Here is a 14144-nt window from a genome sequence, read left to right on the forward strand (position 1 = left end):
TTGTAATTTGGAAATTCATGCGTAAAATCAGCTAGTTAATTTGCGATAAGATCGGCCAATGGCGATAGAAACACCCCAGCGCATTGAGCCGGCGCGGCTTGAGGAAACGTCCGAGGCCATCGCGGATGTGGTTGCCGACCTGTCGGCAGCCTCGGCCAGGCTCGGTGTCGGGCTTCATCAGCGCACAGCTGCGAACCTTGCCAACTTGGTGCGGCTGATGAACACCTACTACAGCAACCTCATCGAGGGCCATAACACGCGGCCAAAGGACATTGCTCGCGCGCTCGAGGGGGAGCTTGACCAAGACGAGGGCCGTCGCAACCTTCAGCTGGAGGCCGCGGCACATGTACGCGTGCAGACGGAGATCGATCGCCTTACCGCCGACAGCGAGCTCGGTGAGCCGGCCTCAGTGGAGTTTATCAAGTGGTTGCATCGTGAATTCTATCGAGGGGCGCCGGGCGATATGCTCCAAATCCGCGGCAACGACACGACCTTTATGATGGTGCCCGGCGAATGGCGGTCGAAGCCTGAGCATGATGTTGCGATAGGCCGTCACGTTCCGCCATCTAGCGAGCGTGTTGACGACTTTATGCGCTATTTCGAGCAACGCTACGCCTTCAGGCCGCTGAAAACAGCCGGCCGAATCATGGCGATCCCTGCGGCGCATCACCGCTTCAACTACATCCATCCGTTTCCTGACGGAAACGGCCGCGTTAGCCGCTTGATGAGCCACGCTATGGCCCAGCTGGCCGGCATCGGTTCACACGGGTTATGGTCGATTTCGCGCGGCCTCGCCCGAGGCCTCAAATCGCCGAGCGAGTACAAGCGCATGATGGATATGGCGGACTCGTCACGACAGGGAGACCTCGACGGACGGGGCAATCTTTCGCTGAAGGCGCTCAACGAGTTTGTTCTATGGTTTCTCCAGGTCTGTCTTGATCAGGTGAAGTTCATGGACGGGCTGTTTGAGCTTGATAACCTAGGCTCGCGCTTAAACACCTATGTCGAACGCAGCGACACGCTCAAGCCAGAAGCAAAGCGCCTCCTCGAAGAGGCGCTGGTTCGCGGGCAGTTCGAGCGTGGTGACGTCGCCCGGATAACGGGTTTGCCTGAGCGCACCGCGCGTCGCGTGCTTGCTGACGTGCTTGCCGACGGCGTGCTCGGATCAGACACGCCCAAGGGCGCGGTATCGCTCCGCTTTCCGGTTGAGGCCTTGGATGTGCTGTTTCCGCGATTGTTCCCGGAAACGTGATTGCGGGAGTGAGTGGTAGGAGACTCGTTACGCCCCTGAGCGCGCCCAGACACCCGTAATGCCGCGGGAGCGCAGGAAACATGTCGCGCGCCATGGAAAACTGCCCCCTCACAGCGACATCGACATTCCGGTTCGGGTGGATCAGCCAGCAAGGGCGAGAGTCGTCGTCACGTATCGTTATCAGGTGCTCCTGCTTTCCAAATTGCTGAAATCCCAGATTGAACAAGACGCGCAACCTGTTCGGCCGCGCGCCTTGGCTATGCAAGTTTTCGCCAGTCGGAAATCGCCGGCATGTGATGACGTGCCAATTCGTGACCAAATAGAAACGTCCGTTTCGGCTCCAAATAAAACCCATGGCAATGTCCAGGCTCTCTTCATTGAAGAGCTGTTCGAGCGGCACGACAGCCAGCGAGTAACGATCAATTCGGGTCATCGGAACCTCGGTGAATTAGCTTGCGTGACGGATTCCTCATGACACTATCTTAGGGTGCGGGCGTGCGATCCATCAGCCCGCTCGGGAACAAAATCCAGCGTGTTTCGACCTACCTGCTTGATGAATTTAGCAGCTAACCTGCTGATTTTGCTTGGCAAGCATGCTAAGTATTGCAGGCTGTCAGAAATCACTATCTATTTCTGACAGATAGGAGGAGGGGCATGCAGACCGTAGCTGAGCGCATTCTGGAATATGCCCGAACATTGCCCGAAGGCGCCTTGATTGGTGCTAAGGATGCTTTGCATTTGGGGAGCCGTGCAGCGGTCGATCAAGCTCTGAAAAGGCTTTCTGAGCGCAACGAGCTGATGCGCCTTGCTCATGGGTTCTACGTCCTGCCGGTCAAAACCCGGTTCGGTGTACGCGCACCGCAAGCGGAGAAAGTCGTCCAAGCGCTCGCTGCCACGCGTGCCGAAACAATCGTCCCGCACGGGGCAGCAGCTGCAAACGCACTTGGTCTTACGACCCAGGTGCCAACGAAACTCGTCTATCTGACGTCTGGTCCTGACCGGGAGCTTAAGCTCGGCGCACAAACCGTTGAGGTGAAGCATGCGCCAGAATGGATGCTGTTTCCGGCAAAGCCGGCTGCCGGGCAAGCCATTCGCGCCTTGGAATGGCTCGGCAAACGGCAAGCGAACGATGCGCTGCGGGTCCTTAAGCAGAAATTGTCGGCGGAAACGTTGCAAGACCTCATCGCCGTGCGCCCCGCTCTGCCTGCGTGGATGTCAAAATCGATCAGCCAATCGCTGCTAAGCTATGGCTGAATCCTTTCTGACGTTTTCTGCCGAAGATCGGCTTGAGGCACTTGGCGTTGCTGCCACCGCCTCAGCCGACCCATTCATTTGCTTGAAAAAGATAGTTGGGTCGTATGGGCCTTGCAGGGCCTGTTTGAAACGAAGCTCGGCGAACATCTCGTTTTCAAGGGCGGCACCTCGCTCTCAAAAGGTTATGGCATCATCCAGCGCTTCTCCGAAGATATCGATCTCACCTACGACGTTCGTCAGATCATTCCCGAACTCGCCAAAGGCGATCACCCGATACCCGAGACACGCGCCCAAGCCGACAAATGGACGAAGGCTGCGCGCGAAAAGTTAGTCGTGTGGGTCAAAGATGAAGCCCTGCCGGTTCTACAGCAACATGCCGCGGCGACGGGTGTGAATGTAAAATTCCGCGTCGATGCGGATGTGATCTATATCGACTATCACCAAGTCTCCGAAGGTTCCGAATATGTAGCGCCGTCCGTCAAACTCGAATTCGGTGCTCGATCAACCGGCGAGCCGGCCGAGATACGCCAGGTCACATGCGACGCAGCATCTTATCTGCCGGAATTATCGTTTTCGGCAGCGGCGCCCAAGATCATGCTGCCTCAGCGCACCTTCTGGGAGAAAGCCACCGCCGTCCACGTCCTTTGCGCCCAAGGCATCAAAGGCGATCGCATCTCCCGCCATTGGCATGACCTTGTGAAGCTTGATGATGCTGGCTATGCCAAGGCTGCATTCGACGATCAGGATCTCGCAAACGAAGTCGCCGACTGGAAAAGCAAATTCTTTCGCACAAAAGATCGGGACGGCAACGTGATTGACTATCATGCCGCCGTTTCCGGCAAACTCCAGCTCGTCCCTGACGGTGAAATGCGCAAAGAACTTGAGGCCGACTATCAGAAGATGGTCGATGCCGGTTTGCTTCTCGGCGACGCCATGCCTTTTGCCGGTCTGATGATGCGCTGCGCAGATTTGCAGAAGCGTGCCAACGAGCGACATTGATGCGCCGCCGCCCTGTCCATCGTCGGCTATGTTCATTCAATCGCCTTTCGCATGATCACATCGAGAACCCCCTCAAGCTGGCAAGATCTTCAGGAACAGTCCGCACGCATCTTGGCGGAATGCGGGTTTGCCGTCGAAATCGAAAAAAAGGTGAAGCTTGTTCGTGGCCAAGCGGAAATCGACGTCTATGCCGAGGAAACTCTGAAAGGACGAAAATACATCATCCTTTGTGGGTGCAAGCATTGGAGGGCCGCCGTTCCCCAAACCGTGGTTCATTCCTTTCGCAGCGTGATGACGGATGTCGGCGCCCACAAGGGCTACATCATCTCGAGTTCGGGCTTTCAGTCGGGAGCCCGCGATGCCGCGCAGATGACAAATGTCGAGTTGGTCACCTGGGATCAGTTTCAGAACGCGTTCGAGCCGAGTTGGCTCGAAAATTGTTTCACTCCGGTGATCACAGCGAAGCTCGATCCGCTGATGGGCTTTTCCGAGCCGTTCCTGCCGCCCTCGTTTCCCCATTGGCCTGAGGCCGATCAAAACGAATATCTTCAATTGAAGGATGAGCTCGATCCCCTCGGCTGGTTCGCGATGTCGATGGCTACTTATTCGAGGATTCTCCGCCATAGCAGTTATCCACCGCTGCCGCTCAAGAATATTCCCGATCCCACCGAGAAGTATAAGGGGCTTCCCACGGATATCATGAGCGCCGTGGGTTATCGCGATCTTCTCGACGCCACACTTCACCATGGAGAAGCGGCGATTGCGAAATTCCGCGCGGTCAGAGATCGCAACAAGTAAGCCAGCATTGAACCATCTGTCGAACAGTTGAAGCAGTGTCGGTCTCCGACTGATCAGACCGACTTCAGCTTAGCGACACGCATGTAGCGGGTATAGCTGCGGGTACCCGCTGGTTGCGAGTTCGAGTTTGTGACAAGCGAAGGAACGACGGTAAAGGCGGGTGCGGGCAATAGCTTGAGCAATCGCCTTGCAGTCTTCAATGAAGATTTCATCGACCTGAATCTGCAATGGTCGGCTGGTCGGGCCAAACCCGTCTTCTACATCGGCCGAGAACAGGCCGAGTTAGCCGCCGAGCTTGCAAAGAAGGAGGCAGCGCTACCGGTTGCCAACGAACGCAAGATCGCGGCAGAAGCGCTCTTTCGCGCAAAGGAGCAACAGCTAGCAAACTTCAAGCGTGCGCATGCTCGTACAGTCTCAACAGAGCTGCGGCAGGGAAGCCGATCGCGGTTCTTGCAGAACACGGTCGCGTCCCACACCGAATCGTCCGCAGACAAGCCGACGAACCAGCGAAACAGCAGGTTGTAGTCAAGCTGCTCCATCATGCCGTTCCGACCGCACCGTGTAGAACGCCTGCAGCAACAGCGCTCGCAACAGCCGCTCCGGAGGGATCGATGGCCGTCCTTCGCGGGCATACAGCCGATCAAACGACCGCGACAAATCCTTCAGCGCCGCATCAACGAGTTCCCGGATCGCTCGCAGCGGATGGTCCGCCGGGATCCGGGTCTCCAGCCGCACGTAGCTAAAAAGGCGTTCCGCATGCTCATCTTCGCCGCGCATCCCGTTCCTCAATCGAAAGGAATCAACCGCATGCACAGAATCACACTCCAGCCGCCTCACGAAACGACTTTTTCAGCAGCCTGCTAGAAGCGGTCGAGACAGTTCTCAGTCCGGCGGTTGCCGCCATCGACGCAAAGTTAGCCCGACCGACAATTGCGCTACGGGAGGAACTGGCGTGGAACGACGACGAGACGATCGCCGTGACGTTGGGCTTGGTAAACGCCTGGGTGGGCACGCTCAACGCTGCCATCAAGCAGCACAACGAGACCTTCGCGCAATTCACCCAACGGCAGGATGAAGCCCGTCTTGCTCTGAGGCGCCACCATTTGGCTGACAAATCCCAGGAGTTTCAGAACGCGTGCGACGCGGTGAGCGAAGCCAAAACGGACGTTGATGCTAGGACGCTCAGTTACAATCAACTTCAAGAGCAAGCCACGGACTTGCGATCTCGGATCAAAGAGCACGGTCAGGCTGCGGAGAAAATCAATCGCTTGATCGAGGCCTACCTTGGCCACAAGGAACTTTCTATTGCAAGCGTAGAAAAAGGCTATGAAATCCACCGTCGCGGTAGGCCGATAGACAGCAGTCCTAGCGAAGGGGAGAAGACGGCGATCGCACTCTGCTATTTCCTTTCAAGGCTTGAGGCTGAAGGGCGTTCGATCAAGGACCGTATCCTCGTCGTGGATGATCCGATTTCTAGCCTGGACAGCAGAGCGTTGAACTAAGCGTGTTCCCTTCTTTTAAGTCGGCTTGGGAATGCAGCTCAGGTGTTCGTTTTGACACACAACCAAAACTGCATGAACGAGTTCAAGAAAGCCTGGAAGGGTTTCCACAAACCTCGCAACGAAGCGACCCCGCCTACGGCAAGCCTCCTGTTTTTAGATGTCAAAATTCCAAAAGGGCTGGACGGACGCTCAACAGCTATTGTTGAGATGTCAAAGCTGCTCCGTGAGGATGAGTCTGAATACCACTACTTGGTGGATCACGTCCTGAAGTTCAACGCCAGCGCAGATCCAGACTACGAATACGCCTACATGATGCCGAATGTACTTCGGCGAGTGCTCGACGTTTTCTTAGCGTTCCGGTGCCCGGGAAGTGCAGGTTTCGCTTCGAAGATGGGCCAGTTGCGAAAAGATCATGCTACGCTCGACGGCGAGCGCCTGGCCGCGCTGGAACGTCTCGTGCAACTGGAATCGCACTCCGATAACATCGATGACCTAATCGGGTTTTCCTCTATGACGCTGGAGGAGAGTAAGGCTGCCACGGCGGCCTTGATCGCGATGATGGAGGCCGTAGACCCTACCCATCTGGCTGGGCTGCAACGACTATGCCGATGAACCCTTGTCGCAGTTCCAACCCGGCGCAAAGAACACAGCTATGCTAAAGTGGTCCAGTTCGGAGGCAAGGACCTTGTTGCCTGGCCGACTAGACCACGACGGCTGGTGAGCAGATCGTGCTGACGGCGAACGAAGTAAGGGCACGCGCAGAATCCACTGCACGACTGCGTGCTGTTTGTCCTTCACGGTATCACCTTGGGCCGACGCAAGAAATCAGGGGGAAAGATCGACTTGCAGCGTCCGTGGAAGCCAGAGAACGACCGTTTGAAGCCGGTCACCTTTATCTATCGTCGCAACAGCTGATCGTTTTCCGCTTTAGTATTCGCCATCAATGGCGATCGAGCCCAATCGCTGGATGCAGCGCAAAGAGGGTAGGGGACGGATCACCCAGTTTTCCGTTCGGCCTCGACAGCGTTCTACAACAGCGGAGCATCTAGGCTGGGAATCTCCGGCATGGCCTTGCCGGCAATTGCCTGCAGGTCGCCGACCATGCCCACGGTCGAATCGATGACGGCCAGGATTTGGGTTTCCCGCTTGGCCCATTGGCCGGCCCATAAACTTGCGCTCCTTGTCGAGATCCTCGCGCATATCGTTGAATTTCTCAACGACAGCTTCGACCCGCTGTCGAAACTTCGTGCCTGTCAGGTAGTGATAGACCTGCTCCATCTTGGTCTGCTGGCCCTGCTGAACGAGGCGTGAGCTGCTCACGTCGATCAGACCCTGGCGGAGCGCCACGGCGACCGGCAATGCGCAACGCGGATGAGCCACCCATACGCCGTCGACGAGGTCAAATTGCTCGATTTGTTTCGGCAGCGCGTGGGAGATGATCAGAGCGACGTCGGCGCCGGAACGGCGCTGGTCGTCACGTAATTTGGCGAGCCACACGTCACTCCATGCCTTGGTGCGTTTAGTTTCCCAAAGGATGATGCCGGCAGATTGGCCGATAGCACCATTTACTTGCTGAATTACGTCCGCCCCGAGCTCACCTTTTCCCACCGGCTCAATCGAATCTGTCGGAAAGCGTCCGCGCAGAAGATCTTCGAGCTCGAGTTCGAGCACTTCCCCTTGGGATTGCTGTGATCCCTGCTCGGCCTTTCGCTTAAGTTCCTCGATCGTGCGCGTCATCGACTCGATGGTCTGGTCTTTCTCGGCAACGCGCAAGCGCGCAGCCTCGTCGGCTTCGTGCCTGGCCTTGATCTGGATTTCGCTGATTGAGGCCTGCACGCGCTTCTCTATTGTCAGGTCGAGTTCGCGCTTTTCCTCTTCGAGTGCGCGCTGCTGTCGCATCAGTTCGGCTTGCTGTTTTTGGGCCTCGGCAAGCTTTGCGTTGTTGGTAAGCAGGTTGGCTCGCAGCTCCGCAGCTTCCGCTTCCTTCGCCTGCAGCTCGGCGGCGGCCGCCTCTCGCGCCTTCTTGCTTTCGGCCGCGACCAACTGGGCACGTTCGGCGGTCAATCGCTTCGCAACGTGATCCTCGATTTGCTCGCGGTCCTTAGCGACCTGCTCGCGTTCCAGCCGCAGTGCCTCTGTCTTACGCTCCATCTCTGCATCTTTGCTGGCCAGCTGCTGTTGAAAGCGCTGACGGGTTTCAGCGAGGAGGGGAGCGGCCAATGACTCCGTCAGACGGATCTCGTGATTGCAGTTGGGGCAATGTAGGGTCGCCTCGTGCGAAGCGCCGGTTGCTTTGAAACTCATGAATTCCCCATCATCGTTGCAACCGGATTCAACATGATCTGTGCGTGATTGCGATGTCGCTCGACTTCATGTCCACATACGCGTCGTCGATTTCGACCTTGGCCGGCGGGTTTTCCACCGACACGTCGATCTACCCGAACGCGTGCACGAGCAGCCTCGCACGAATGTAGTCCAGAATAGAACAAAATAGGAACGCGCGTCAACTTTGGATCCCGAGGTGAGTTTGTATGACGACGATTTTACTTAGTCTGGCCATGGGAAATGGATAGAACTTAAACCTTGGATATAGTTTGAATATGCGCTAGTTTACTTAGTATGGCTGAGCAAAAGGACAGAAAGCTAAACAGGCTCGAAAGGACCCTTCCGCAGGGACTTCTGGTCGATGCCGCCTGGATGGAACGACATGGATATTCCACCAGCTTGCGCAGCCAATACGTATCGGCCGGCTGGCTCGTTCAGCCGGCGCGGGGAACCTTCAAGCGCCCGCTCGGTGAACTCTCCTGGCAGGGCGCCGTCGTGTCACTCCAGCGATTGCTCGGCTCCGACTTCGTCGTTGGCGGACGCACCGCCATCGAAGTGCAAGGCTTCGGCCACTACCTGAGCCAGACGGGTCCTTCGACCATACATCTATACGGAACGCGGTCTGCTCCCGGCTGGCTCGGCAAACTTCCGCTCAAACAGAAATTCCGCGTTCACCGCACGCAAAGCCTGTTCAAAACGCACGGGAGCCTGCCCACATCAGAGTCGGGGACAACGCGGGAAATACCGGGACCATTCGACTGGCCTCTCACGGTATCGACGCCCGAACGCGCGTTTCTCGAACTGCTCGACGAATTGCCCCGCCACGAAAGCTTCCATCACGTCGATGCACTGGCGGAAGGCTTGAGGAGCCTGAGCCCCCGGCGGCTGCAAATGCTTCTGAACGACTGCAAAAGCGTCAAGGTCAAACGATTGTTTTTCTGGTTCGCGGAGCGACATCAGCACGCTTGGCTCAAACAGATCGACAAGTCGAAAGTCAATCTCGGCACGGGAAAGCGCATGCTCGTCAAGGGCGGCAAACTCGACACCAAATACCTCATAACCATCCCAGACGACCTCAATGCCCCTGTCTGAAAAATATCGGCATCAAGTGGCCTTGTTGATCGAGACGATCCCGTTCGTCGCGGCGGAGCCCGATTTTGCGCTCAAGGGTGGCACCGCCATCAATCTCTTCCACCGAGATATGCCGCGCCTATCGGTCGATATCGACCTGACATATCTGCCGGTGGCTCCGCGTCCCGAATCTCTTGCGGCGATAGATGCGGCGATGAAGCGCATGACAGAGGCCATAAGGAAAGGATTGCCGGGCGCGCGGCTGACGGAAGTCGTCAATCCCCGTGAAAAGATCGTCACCAAGCTGACCGTCCAGAAAGGCGACGCGCAGATCAAGATCGAGATCACGCCGGTGATCAGGGGCTGCGTCTTCGAGCCGGAGCTGCGCGACGTGTCGCCGAGCGTCGAAGAGACGTTCGGCTTCGCGCAGATGAAAGTCGTTTCGTTCGCCGATCTATACGCCGGCAAGCTTGTCGCGGCGCTCGACCGGCAGCATCCGCGCGACCTCTTCGATGTCCGCGATCTGCTCGCCAACGAAGGCATCACGGACGATCTCCGCAAAGCGTTCATTGTCTACCTCATCAGCCATGACCGGCCGATCTCCGAGGTCGTGGTTCCTCGTCGCAAGGACATCCAGCACGAATTCACGCACGGCTTTGAGGGCATGACCGCCGATGAAGTGACCCTGGACGAGTTGCTCAAAACCCGGGAAACGCTGATCGCCGAAATCGCGGGAAAAATGCGGCAAGCTCGCAAGGACTTCCTCATGGGATTCAAGCGCGGCGAGCCGGATTGGAACCTGCTAGGCGTCCCTGACGCAGCGGACCTGCCGGCGGTGCGCTGGAAGCAGATCAATCTGGACAAGCTTCCTGCCGAGCACAGGGCGACGCTCGTCGCGCAGCTCGAGAAGGTCTTGCGCAATGCCTGAGGTCGGAGGAGGGGATCTCAGTCGAGCACGCTCGTAGCAACTTGTTGAGAGAATTTTTGGGGTACGCCCGCCACCCAGCGAGCCCAGAGCTTGCGGGCTTCAGCTCAGCCGCCTATCGAACAGTGGACGCGCCTACCTATGCGTGCCGTACACGTTTCCGGTGCTTGGATTTCGGTAGGAGCCGCCTTTATGAGAAGAGCCCGAGCCGCCGATGTAAGTCCCGCCGTGGCTAGAGGTATGATGGTCTCCACCATACGACACGCGGCCGCCAAAATGGCTACCACCTATTCCAACAGCAGACGCTCAGAAATGCTCGCTGTTGTGTTTGTCGGATTTGCGCATTGAGGGCATGAACCGCAATATCGTTCTCGTCTTTATCACCGCCTCTGGCGGCAAGAAGATGCGCGAGGCAGGCTTGGCGAGATTTGCCCACATCGTCTTTGCCGATCGTAGCTTGCTCGAGAAAAGGCGCGCGATGCGCCTATCCGCTGAACGCGCGTCGATGTTGCAAGCCGGATTCGCCACCTCGGGTGAGAAGCCTGATCATGGCGACCCGGGTCGGCGCCGAGTATGCCGAAATAGATTATTCAAGGTAGACGGAGGGGAGGGTGAAAGCCTGACTCGGTATTGGTGCGCTCCTTCTAGCGCTCATCATTGGCGCGCAGTTCATCACCATCTTTGTTGTCCAGCCTATTGGCGCGTTACCCGAGGGGCGGACCGTCGTCATAGCTCGCCTTACAAAGCTGAACTTTATCGACAGCGCGGACGCCTTTTGCGACCGAACAATGGGTGGTGTCAGCCTCCTGTGCCAGGCTGCCGTCCTCGGCAAGGTCACGAAGGAAGGTCCCATTCTCCTGCGTCTTCCTTATTCGGCGACCCTTTATCAAATCAGCACCGGCGGCAAACACTACGACCGATAGAAAGCGGCGAGCCGCCTATGAGGTTCGCGTTCGCCAGGAACGATGTTGCCCTTCGTTAGCATTGAAGTGCGAGAGTCTATCGCGCCATCGACCTAAAACTCCCTCGTCGACAGCTGGCGCGCCAGGGCGACAGCAGCCCTTGGTCTGAGTTGCATGTCGGGCTTGATGGCAAAATGAAACTTCTTCCTCTTGATGAAGGAGAATGGTCCAACCTCCTCGGGACCTAGGCCGAGCGTCGAGGGATTTTGCGCCTATTGACTTTGCGCCGCCGGTTTCGATGGTCCAGAGACCGTCCCGGCGGGCAGGGGGTATGGATACGACCTCTGGCGTGAGCTCGGCGCTTTCGCGGTCGTCTTCGGGGGGGGGGCGTGGTGGATCGTTCACGCGCCGAACCGGGTCAGTCGTCGCCGAACTTCCGTCGTTGGAAGCCGGCAGCGAGGATGCCTGGAAATGGCAGTTAAACCCGCGTGCAGTCGGCTCAGTTCGCAGTGGTTGCCGTCGGCGAGCTGGTCGAAAATCCATAGCACGCCGTGCATTTGCAGCCCGACCGAGGTCGCCAACTCGCGCAGCCCTCCGTCGCCGGTCAGAAGCGTCCATTGGCGGGCCTCCGCGATGGCAAACGCGAACGTGTCCGGCGTGGAGAGATGAGCGCGTTGCCGCGGACTGTCGTCGCGCGGGTCAATTCTGCCGGGGACAGCTCTTCGACCCGTAGGCCGAGCGCAGTAAGGCGATCGCCCAGGTCCCCGGCCAGCTCTCGAACAAAGAGCAGGTCGGGGACCGCAAACTCAAAAGGGAGACGAAACAGGTCCTCGAGCAAGGCGCCTCGCTCCAGATCGATCAAAACCGAGGTATCGGAAACGAGGACCGCCAAGGTGCTTACGCCGCAACTTGATCCAGACGAGCGTCCAGTTCGCGAACCGTTATTCCCAGCAGTTCAGCGGCCCGGGCTTCGCCGATGACTCGTTCGGCCAGCGCACGATAGCAAAGCCTCTCGAAGCGCTTCGGCTCCTCGAGTTCAGGCTTCATCCGGCCTGGCTCTTCATAGGGCGCCGTCCGCCATCCCCGTTCCGCGAAGATCTTGAACAGCCGGCCAAAAGCGGACTGGCTGATGATGCCGAGATCCTTGCAGCGATAGGCGATGGCCTGGATGCTGACGCCAAAACGCTTCTTGAGCGCGACCAGCTCGCCAAGACTGATCGACGATCGGCTGACCCCAACTTCGGCCCGAAGGACGTCGGCCGGCATCAGGAAGGCGCCGGCAAACCGATGCGCCGCCTTTTCCTCATCGACGCCGGGGGATGGGGCCAGCACCATATGACCGAGCTCATGGGCGAGATTGAAGCGCTTCCGCTCCGACCACGTGCTTTGCTTGATGACGATTACTCGCGCAGCGTTGCGGTCCTTGCGTCGCACCTTGGCGGCAAGCCCGTCGATATCGTCGAGATCGAGCGACAGGATCTTGATCCCGCGCTCCTCCAGAAGCTCGGCGAGCTGCGGGATGGGATCGTTTCCCAAACCCCAGTCTTCGCGGACAGAGCGAGCCGCATCTTCGGCGTCCCGGACATCGGCCACCGGATGTGGTGCGCTGCGTGGCTGCTCCCAATCGATGCTGCGCATCTGGAGCAGGTCCTCGATCGCGAGATAGCGCTCCAGCATGTGAATCGCGCGGGCTTCGAGGGCGGCTTCTTCCCGGAACGACGTGCCCGCCTTCTTGCGGAACTCGACGCCCTCAAGGGCAAGTTCGTCCTCGCTGAGCAGGTAATCCTCCGTCACGTGGAGCGTCGCCGCCAAGGCGATCAGCACCCGCGAGCTCGGCATATCCTCGTTTCTCTCATATTTGCCAATGGCTTGGGCCGATACGATGCCATCCATGGCGTCAGCGAGGCCACGCAACGACAGGCCCGAGGCCGACCGTGCGACCTTAAGCTTGTGTCCGATCATCTGGGCCTCCTTTGCGTCTCAGTTTACAGAAGTACGATATGGGCACAAATTTGTAAACCAAAAACCCTTGATGCGCGGAAAATTGAGCCTATATGGCCCGCATACCGCTCCATTGTCCCGGATTTGTAAACCGGTCTGGGTCGGACAAGTTCCACTGTGGCGTACTTTTGCGCCAGCCGCCGGCGAAACCGACCAGCAGGAATCGAGCAGCGATGTTGAACAATACTCAACTGCGGTACTACGACAGCAACGTGCTGCGCCTGCCTGCCGACAAGCGCAAGGAATACCACGAGCAGGTCGATCGCTTGATCGATGAACTCCGCAAGACCGTTCGCGACAAGACCGAGATCAAGATCACTAAGGTCGTGAAGGCCGGCCTTCGCCAAATACACGATTCTGCGGAAGACCGCTGTCGATCCGGTCGATGTCGATGTCGTTTTTTACATTTCTGGCCGAGACGTCAGCAAGGAGACGCTGGATAGCCTGAACGACACGATCTACGCGCTGCTGATCAAGCAGTATCCGAACAAGTCGGTCGAGGATTTTGAGATCCAGCGCAAGGCGGCGACCGTCACCTTCGTGGGCACGGGCCTCAGCGTTGATATCGTGCCGGTCATCGAAGACGAGAACCGCGCCGGCTACGGTTGGCAGTTCGACATTCACGACGGCACGAAGACGCAGACCTGCGCGCCTTGCCAGATCAAGTTCGTCCGCGATCGCAAGGACCAGGACGCGGATTTCCGCACCTTGGTGCGCATGGCCAAGAAGTGGCGCAACCAGGCGGAACTGAAGCCGCTGAAGTCCTTCGCCATCGAGCTGATCATGGCGCATGTCCTCGCCAAGCAGGGCAACGGTGCAAGCATCGAACAGCGCTTTCGCAATTTCCTCCTCTACGTCGCGCAGTCGCAGTTGAAGGAAGAGATCAAGTTTCCCGAGAATGTCGCGCCATTCACGACGTTCTGCGATCCGGTGGTCATTCTCGATCCGGTCTACAGCCTCAACAACGTGACCAGCCGGATTTCCGAGGACGAGCGGAAACAGATCGTCGCCGCCGCCCAGGAGGCCTGGGAGACGTCCAATTTTGCATCGGCCGAGAACGACAATGAGGTCTGGAAGGAGATCTTCGGCCCTCGATTCAAGACGGAGGACTGAAG

The 14144-nt window shown here is 58.0% G+C and carries 11 protein-coding genes and 4 pseudogenes; 11 read left to right on the forward strand and 4 right to left on the reverse strand.

What is annotated here, in order from left to right:
- The first annotated feature begins 58 nt into the window (after positions 1 to 58).
- The 6 genes and pseudogenes from L6637_RS28605 to L6637_RS28630 all read left to right on the forward strand — a co-directional run bounded on the left by L6637_RS28605 (position 59) and on the right by L6637_RS28630 (position 4828).
- Positions 59 to 1252 carry a Fic family protein gene (locus tag L6637_RS28605; protein ID WP_128929599.1) on the forward strand — a complete coding sequence of 398 codons (1194 nt, stop codon included), beginning with the start codon at positions 59 to 61 and terminating at the stop codon, positions 1250 to 1252.
- A gap of 58 nt (positions 1253 to 1310) precedes the next feature.
- Positions 1311 to 1727, forward strand: a complete 417-nt coding sequence (locus L6637_RS28610; protein ID WP_128929598.1) for a hypothetical protein — start codon at positions 1311 to 1313, stop codon at positions 1725 to 1727.
- A 179-nt stretch (positions 1728 to 1906) separates the two neighbouring features.
- Positions 1907 to 2506, forward strand: coding sequence for a DUF6088 family protein (locus tag L6637_RS28615; protein ID WP_128955174.1), 600 nt, complete (start codon positions 1907 to 1909; stop codon positions 2504 to 2506).
- A pseudogene (locus tag L6637_RS28620) lies at positions 2499 to 3505 on the forward strand (nucleotidyl transferase AbiEii/AbiGii toxin family protein). Before L6637_RS28615 ends, L6637_RS28620 begins: the two are co-directional and overlap by 8 nt.
- A gap of 51 nt (positions 3506 to 3556) precedes the next feature.
- Complete coding sequence (locus L6637_RS28625; RefSeq protein ID WP_128929596.1) at positions 3557 to 4303, forward strand: restriction endonuclease; 747 nt, start codon at positions 3557 to 3559, stop codon at positions 4301 to 4303.
- Positions 4304 to 4432: 129 nt separating this feature from the next.
- Positions 4433 to 4828, forward strand: a complete 396-nt coding sequence (locus tag L6637_RS28630) for an AAA family ATPase (RefSeq protein ID WP_164935606.1) — start codon at positions 4433 to 4435, stop codon at positions 4826 to 4828.
- Here the strand turns inward: L6637_RS28630 and L6637_RS28635 are convergent.
- Positions 4738 to 5080, reverse strand: a pseudogene (locus tag L6637_RS28635) (transposase); the annotation flags it as partial. The gene L6637_RS28630 and the pseudogene L6637_RS28635 overlap by 91 nt on opposite strands.
- An 80-nt stretch (positions 5081 to 5160) precedes the next feature.
- On the opposite strand from L6637_RS28635, the pseudogene L6637_RS28640 reads away from it, so the two are divergent.
- Positions 5161 to 6417, forward strand: a pseudogene (locus L6637_RS28640) (AAA family ATPase).
- 416 nt (positions 6418 to 6833) lie between these two features.
- Here the strand turns inward: L6637_RS28640 and L6637_RS28645 are convergent.
- A pseudogene (locus L6637_RS28645) lies at positions 6834 to 8109 on the reverse strand (DUF2130 domain-containing protein).
- Positions 8110 to 8424: 315 nt separating this feature from the next.
- On the opposite strand from L6637_RS28645, the gene L6637_RS28650 reads away from it, so the two are divergent.
- Positions 8425 to 9222 (forward strand): type IV toxin-antitoxin system AbiEi family antitoxin, encoded by a 798-nt coding sequence (locus tag L6637_RS28650; RefSeq protein ID WP_128929593.1) that lies wholly within the window; start codon positions 8425 to 8427, stop codon positions 9220 to 9222.
- Positions 9209 to 10129, forward strand: coding sequence for a nucleotidyl transferase AbiEii/AbiGii toxin family protein (locus L6637_RS28655; protein WP_128929592.1), 921 nt, complete (start codon positions 9209 to 9211; stop codon positions 10127 to 10129). The genes L6637_RS28650 and L6637_RS28655 overlap by 14 nt, the downstream gene beginning before the upstream one ends.
- A 1300-nt stretch (positions 10130 to 11429) precedes the next feature.
- Here the strand turns inward: L6637_RS28655 and L6637_RS43035 are convergent.
- Both L6637_RS43035 and L6637_RS28660 read right to left on the reverse strand, forming a co-directional pair.
- Entirely contained in the window at positions 11430 to 11732 is a 303-nt protein-coding gene (locus L6637_RS43035; protein WP_465251691.1) for a PIN domain-containing protein, read from the reverse strand.
- A 193-nt stretch (positions 11733 to 11925) separates the two neighbouring features.
- Positions 11926 to 12990, reverse strand: coding sequence for an XRE family transcriptional regulator (locus L6637_RS28660; protein WP_128929591.1), 1065 nt, complete (start codon positions 12988 to 12990; stop codon positions 11926 to 11928).
- A gap of 212 nt (positions 12991 to 13202) precedes the next feature.
- On the opposite strand from L6637_RS28660, the gene L6637_RS28665 reads away from it, so the two are divergent.
- Together L6637_RS28665 and L6637_RS28670 are read left to right on the forward strand one after the other, a co-directional pair.
- Positions 13203 to 13472, forward strand: coding sequence for a hypothetical protein (locus L6637_RS28665; RefSeq protein ID WP_232995582.1), 270 nt, complete (start codon positions 13203 to 13205; stop codon positions 13470 to 13472).
- The gene (locus L6637_RS28670) at positions 13387 to 14142 is read left to right on the forward strand and encodes a CBASS oligonucleotide cyclase (RefSeq protein ID WP_276575777.1); all 756 of its coding nucleotides are present in this window, start codon (positions 13387 to 13389) and stop codon (positions 14140 to 14142) included. The genes L6637_RS28665 and L6637_RS28670 overlap by 86 nt, the downstream gene beginning before the upstream one ends.
- The last annotated feature ends 2 nt before the right edge of the window (positions 14143 to 14144 follow it).

It is taken from the genome of Bradyrhizobium zhengyangense (assembly GCF_022012435.1).
GTDB lineage: Bacteria > Pseudomonadota > Alphaproteobacteria > Rhizobiales > Xanthobacteraceae > Bradyrhizobium > Bradyrhizobium zhengyangense.

What these genes read in the sequence shown, in the direction of transcription:
- L6637_RS28660 (WP_128929591.1), bottom strand. Translation starts at nt 12,990, where the DNA reads ATGATCGGACACAAGCTTAAGGTCGCACGGTCGGCCTCGGGCCTGTCG.
- L6637_RS28605 (WP_128929599.1), top strand. Translation starts at nt 59, where the DNA reads ATGGCGATAGAAACACCCCAGCGCATTGAGCCGGCGCGGCTTGAGGAA.
- L6637_RS28615 (WP_128955174.1), top strand. Translation starts at nt 1,907, where the DNA reads ATGCAGACCGTAGCTGAGCGCATTCTGGAATATGCCCGAACATTGCCC.
- L6637_RS28625 (WP_128929596.1), top strand. Translation starts at nt 3,557, where the DNA reads ATGATCACATCGAGAACCCCCTCAAGCTGGCAAGATCTTCAGGAACAG.
- L6637_RS28610 (WP_128929598.1), top strand. Translation starts at nt 1,311, where the DNA reads ATGCCGCGGGAGCGCAGGAAACATGTCGCGCGCCATGGAAAACTGCCC.
- L6637_RS28655 (WP_128929592.1), top strand. Translation starts at nt 9,209, where the DNA reads ATGCCCCTGTCTGAAAAATATCGGCATCAAGTGGCCTTGTTGATCGAG.
- L6637_RS28665 (WP_232995582.1), top strand. Translation starts at nt 13,203, where the DNA reads ATGTTGAACAATACTCAACTGCGGTACTACGACAGCAACGTGCTGCGC.
- L6637_RS28650 (WP_128929593.1), top strand. Translation starts at nt 8,425, where the DNA reads ATGGCTGAGCAAAAGGACAGAAAGCTAAACAGGCTCGAAAGGACCCTT.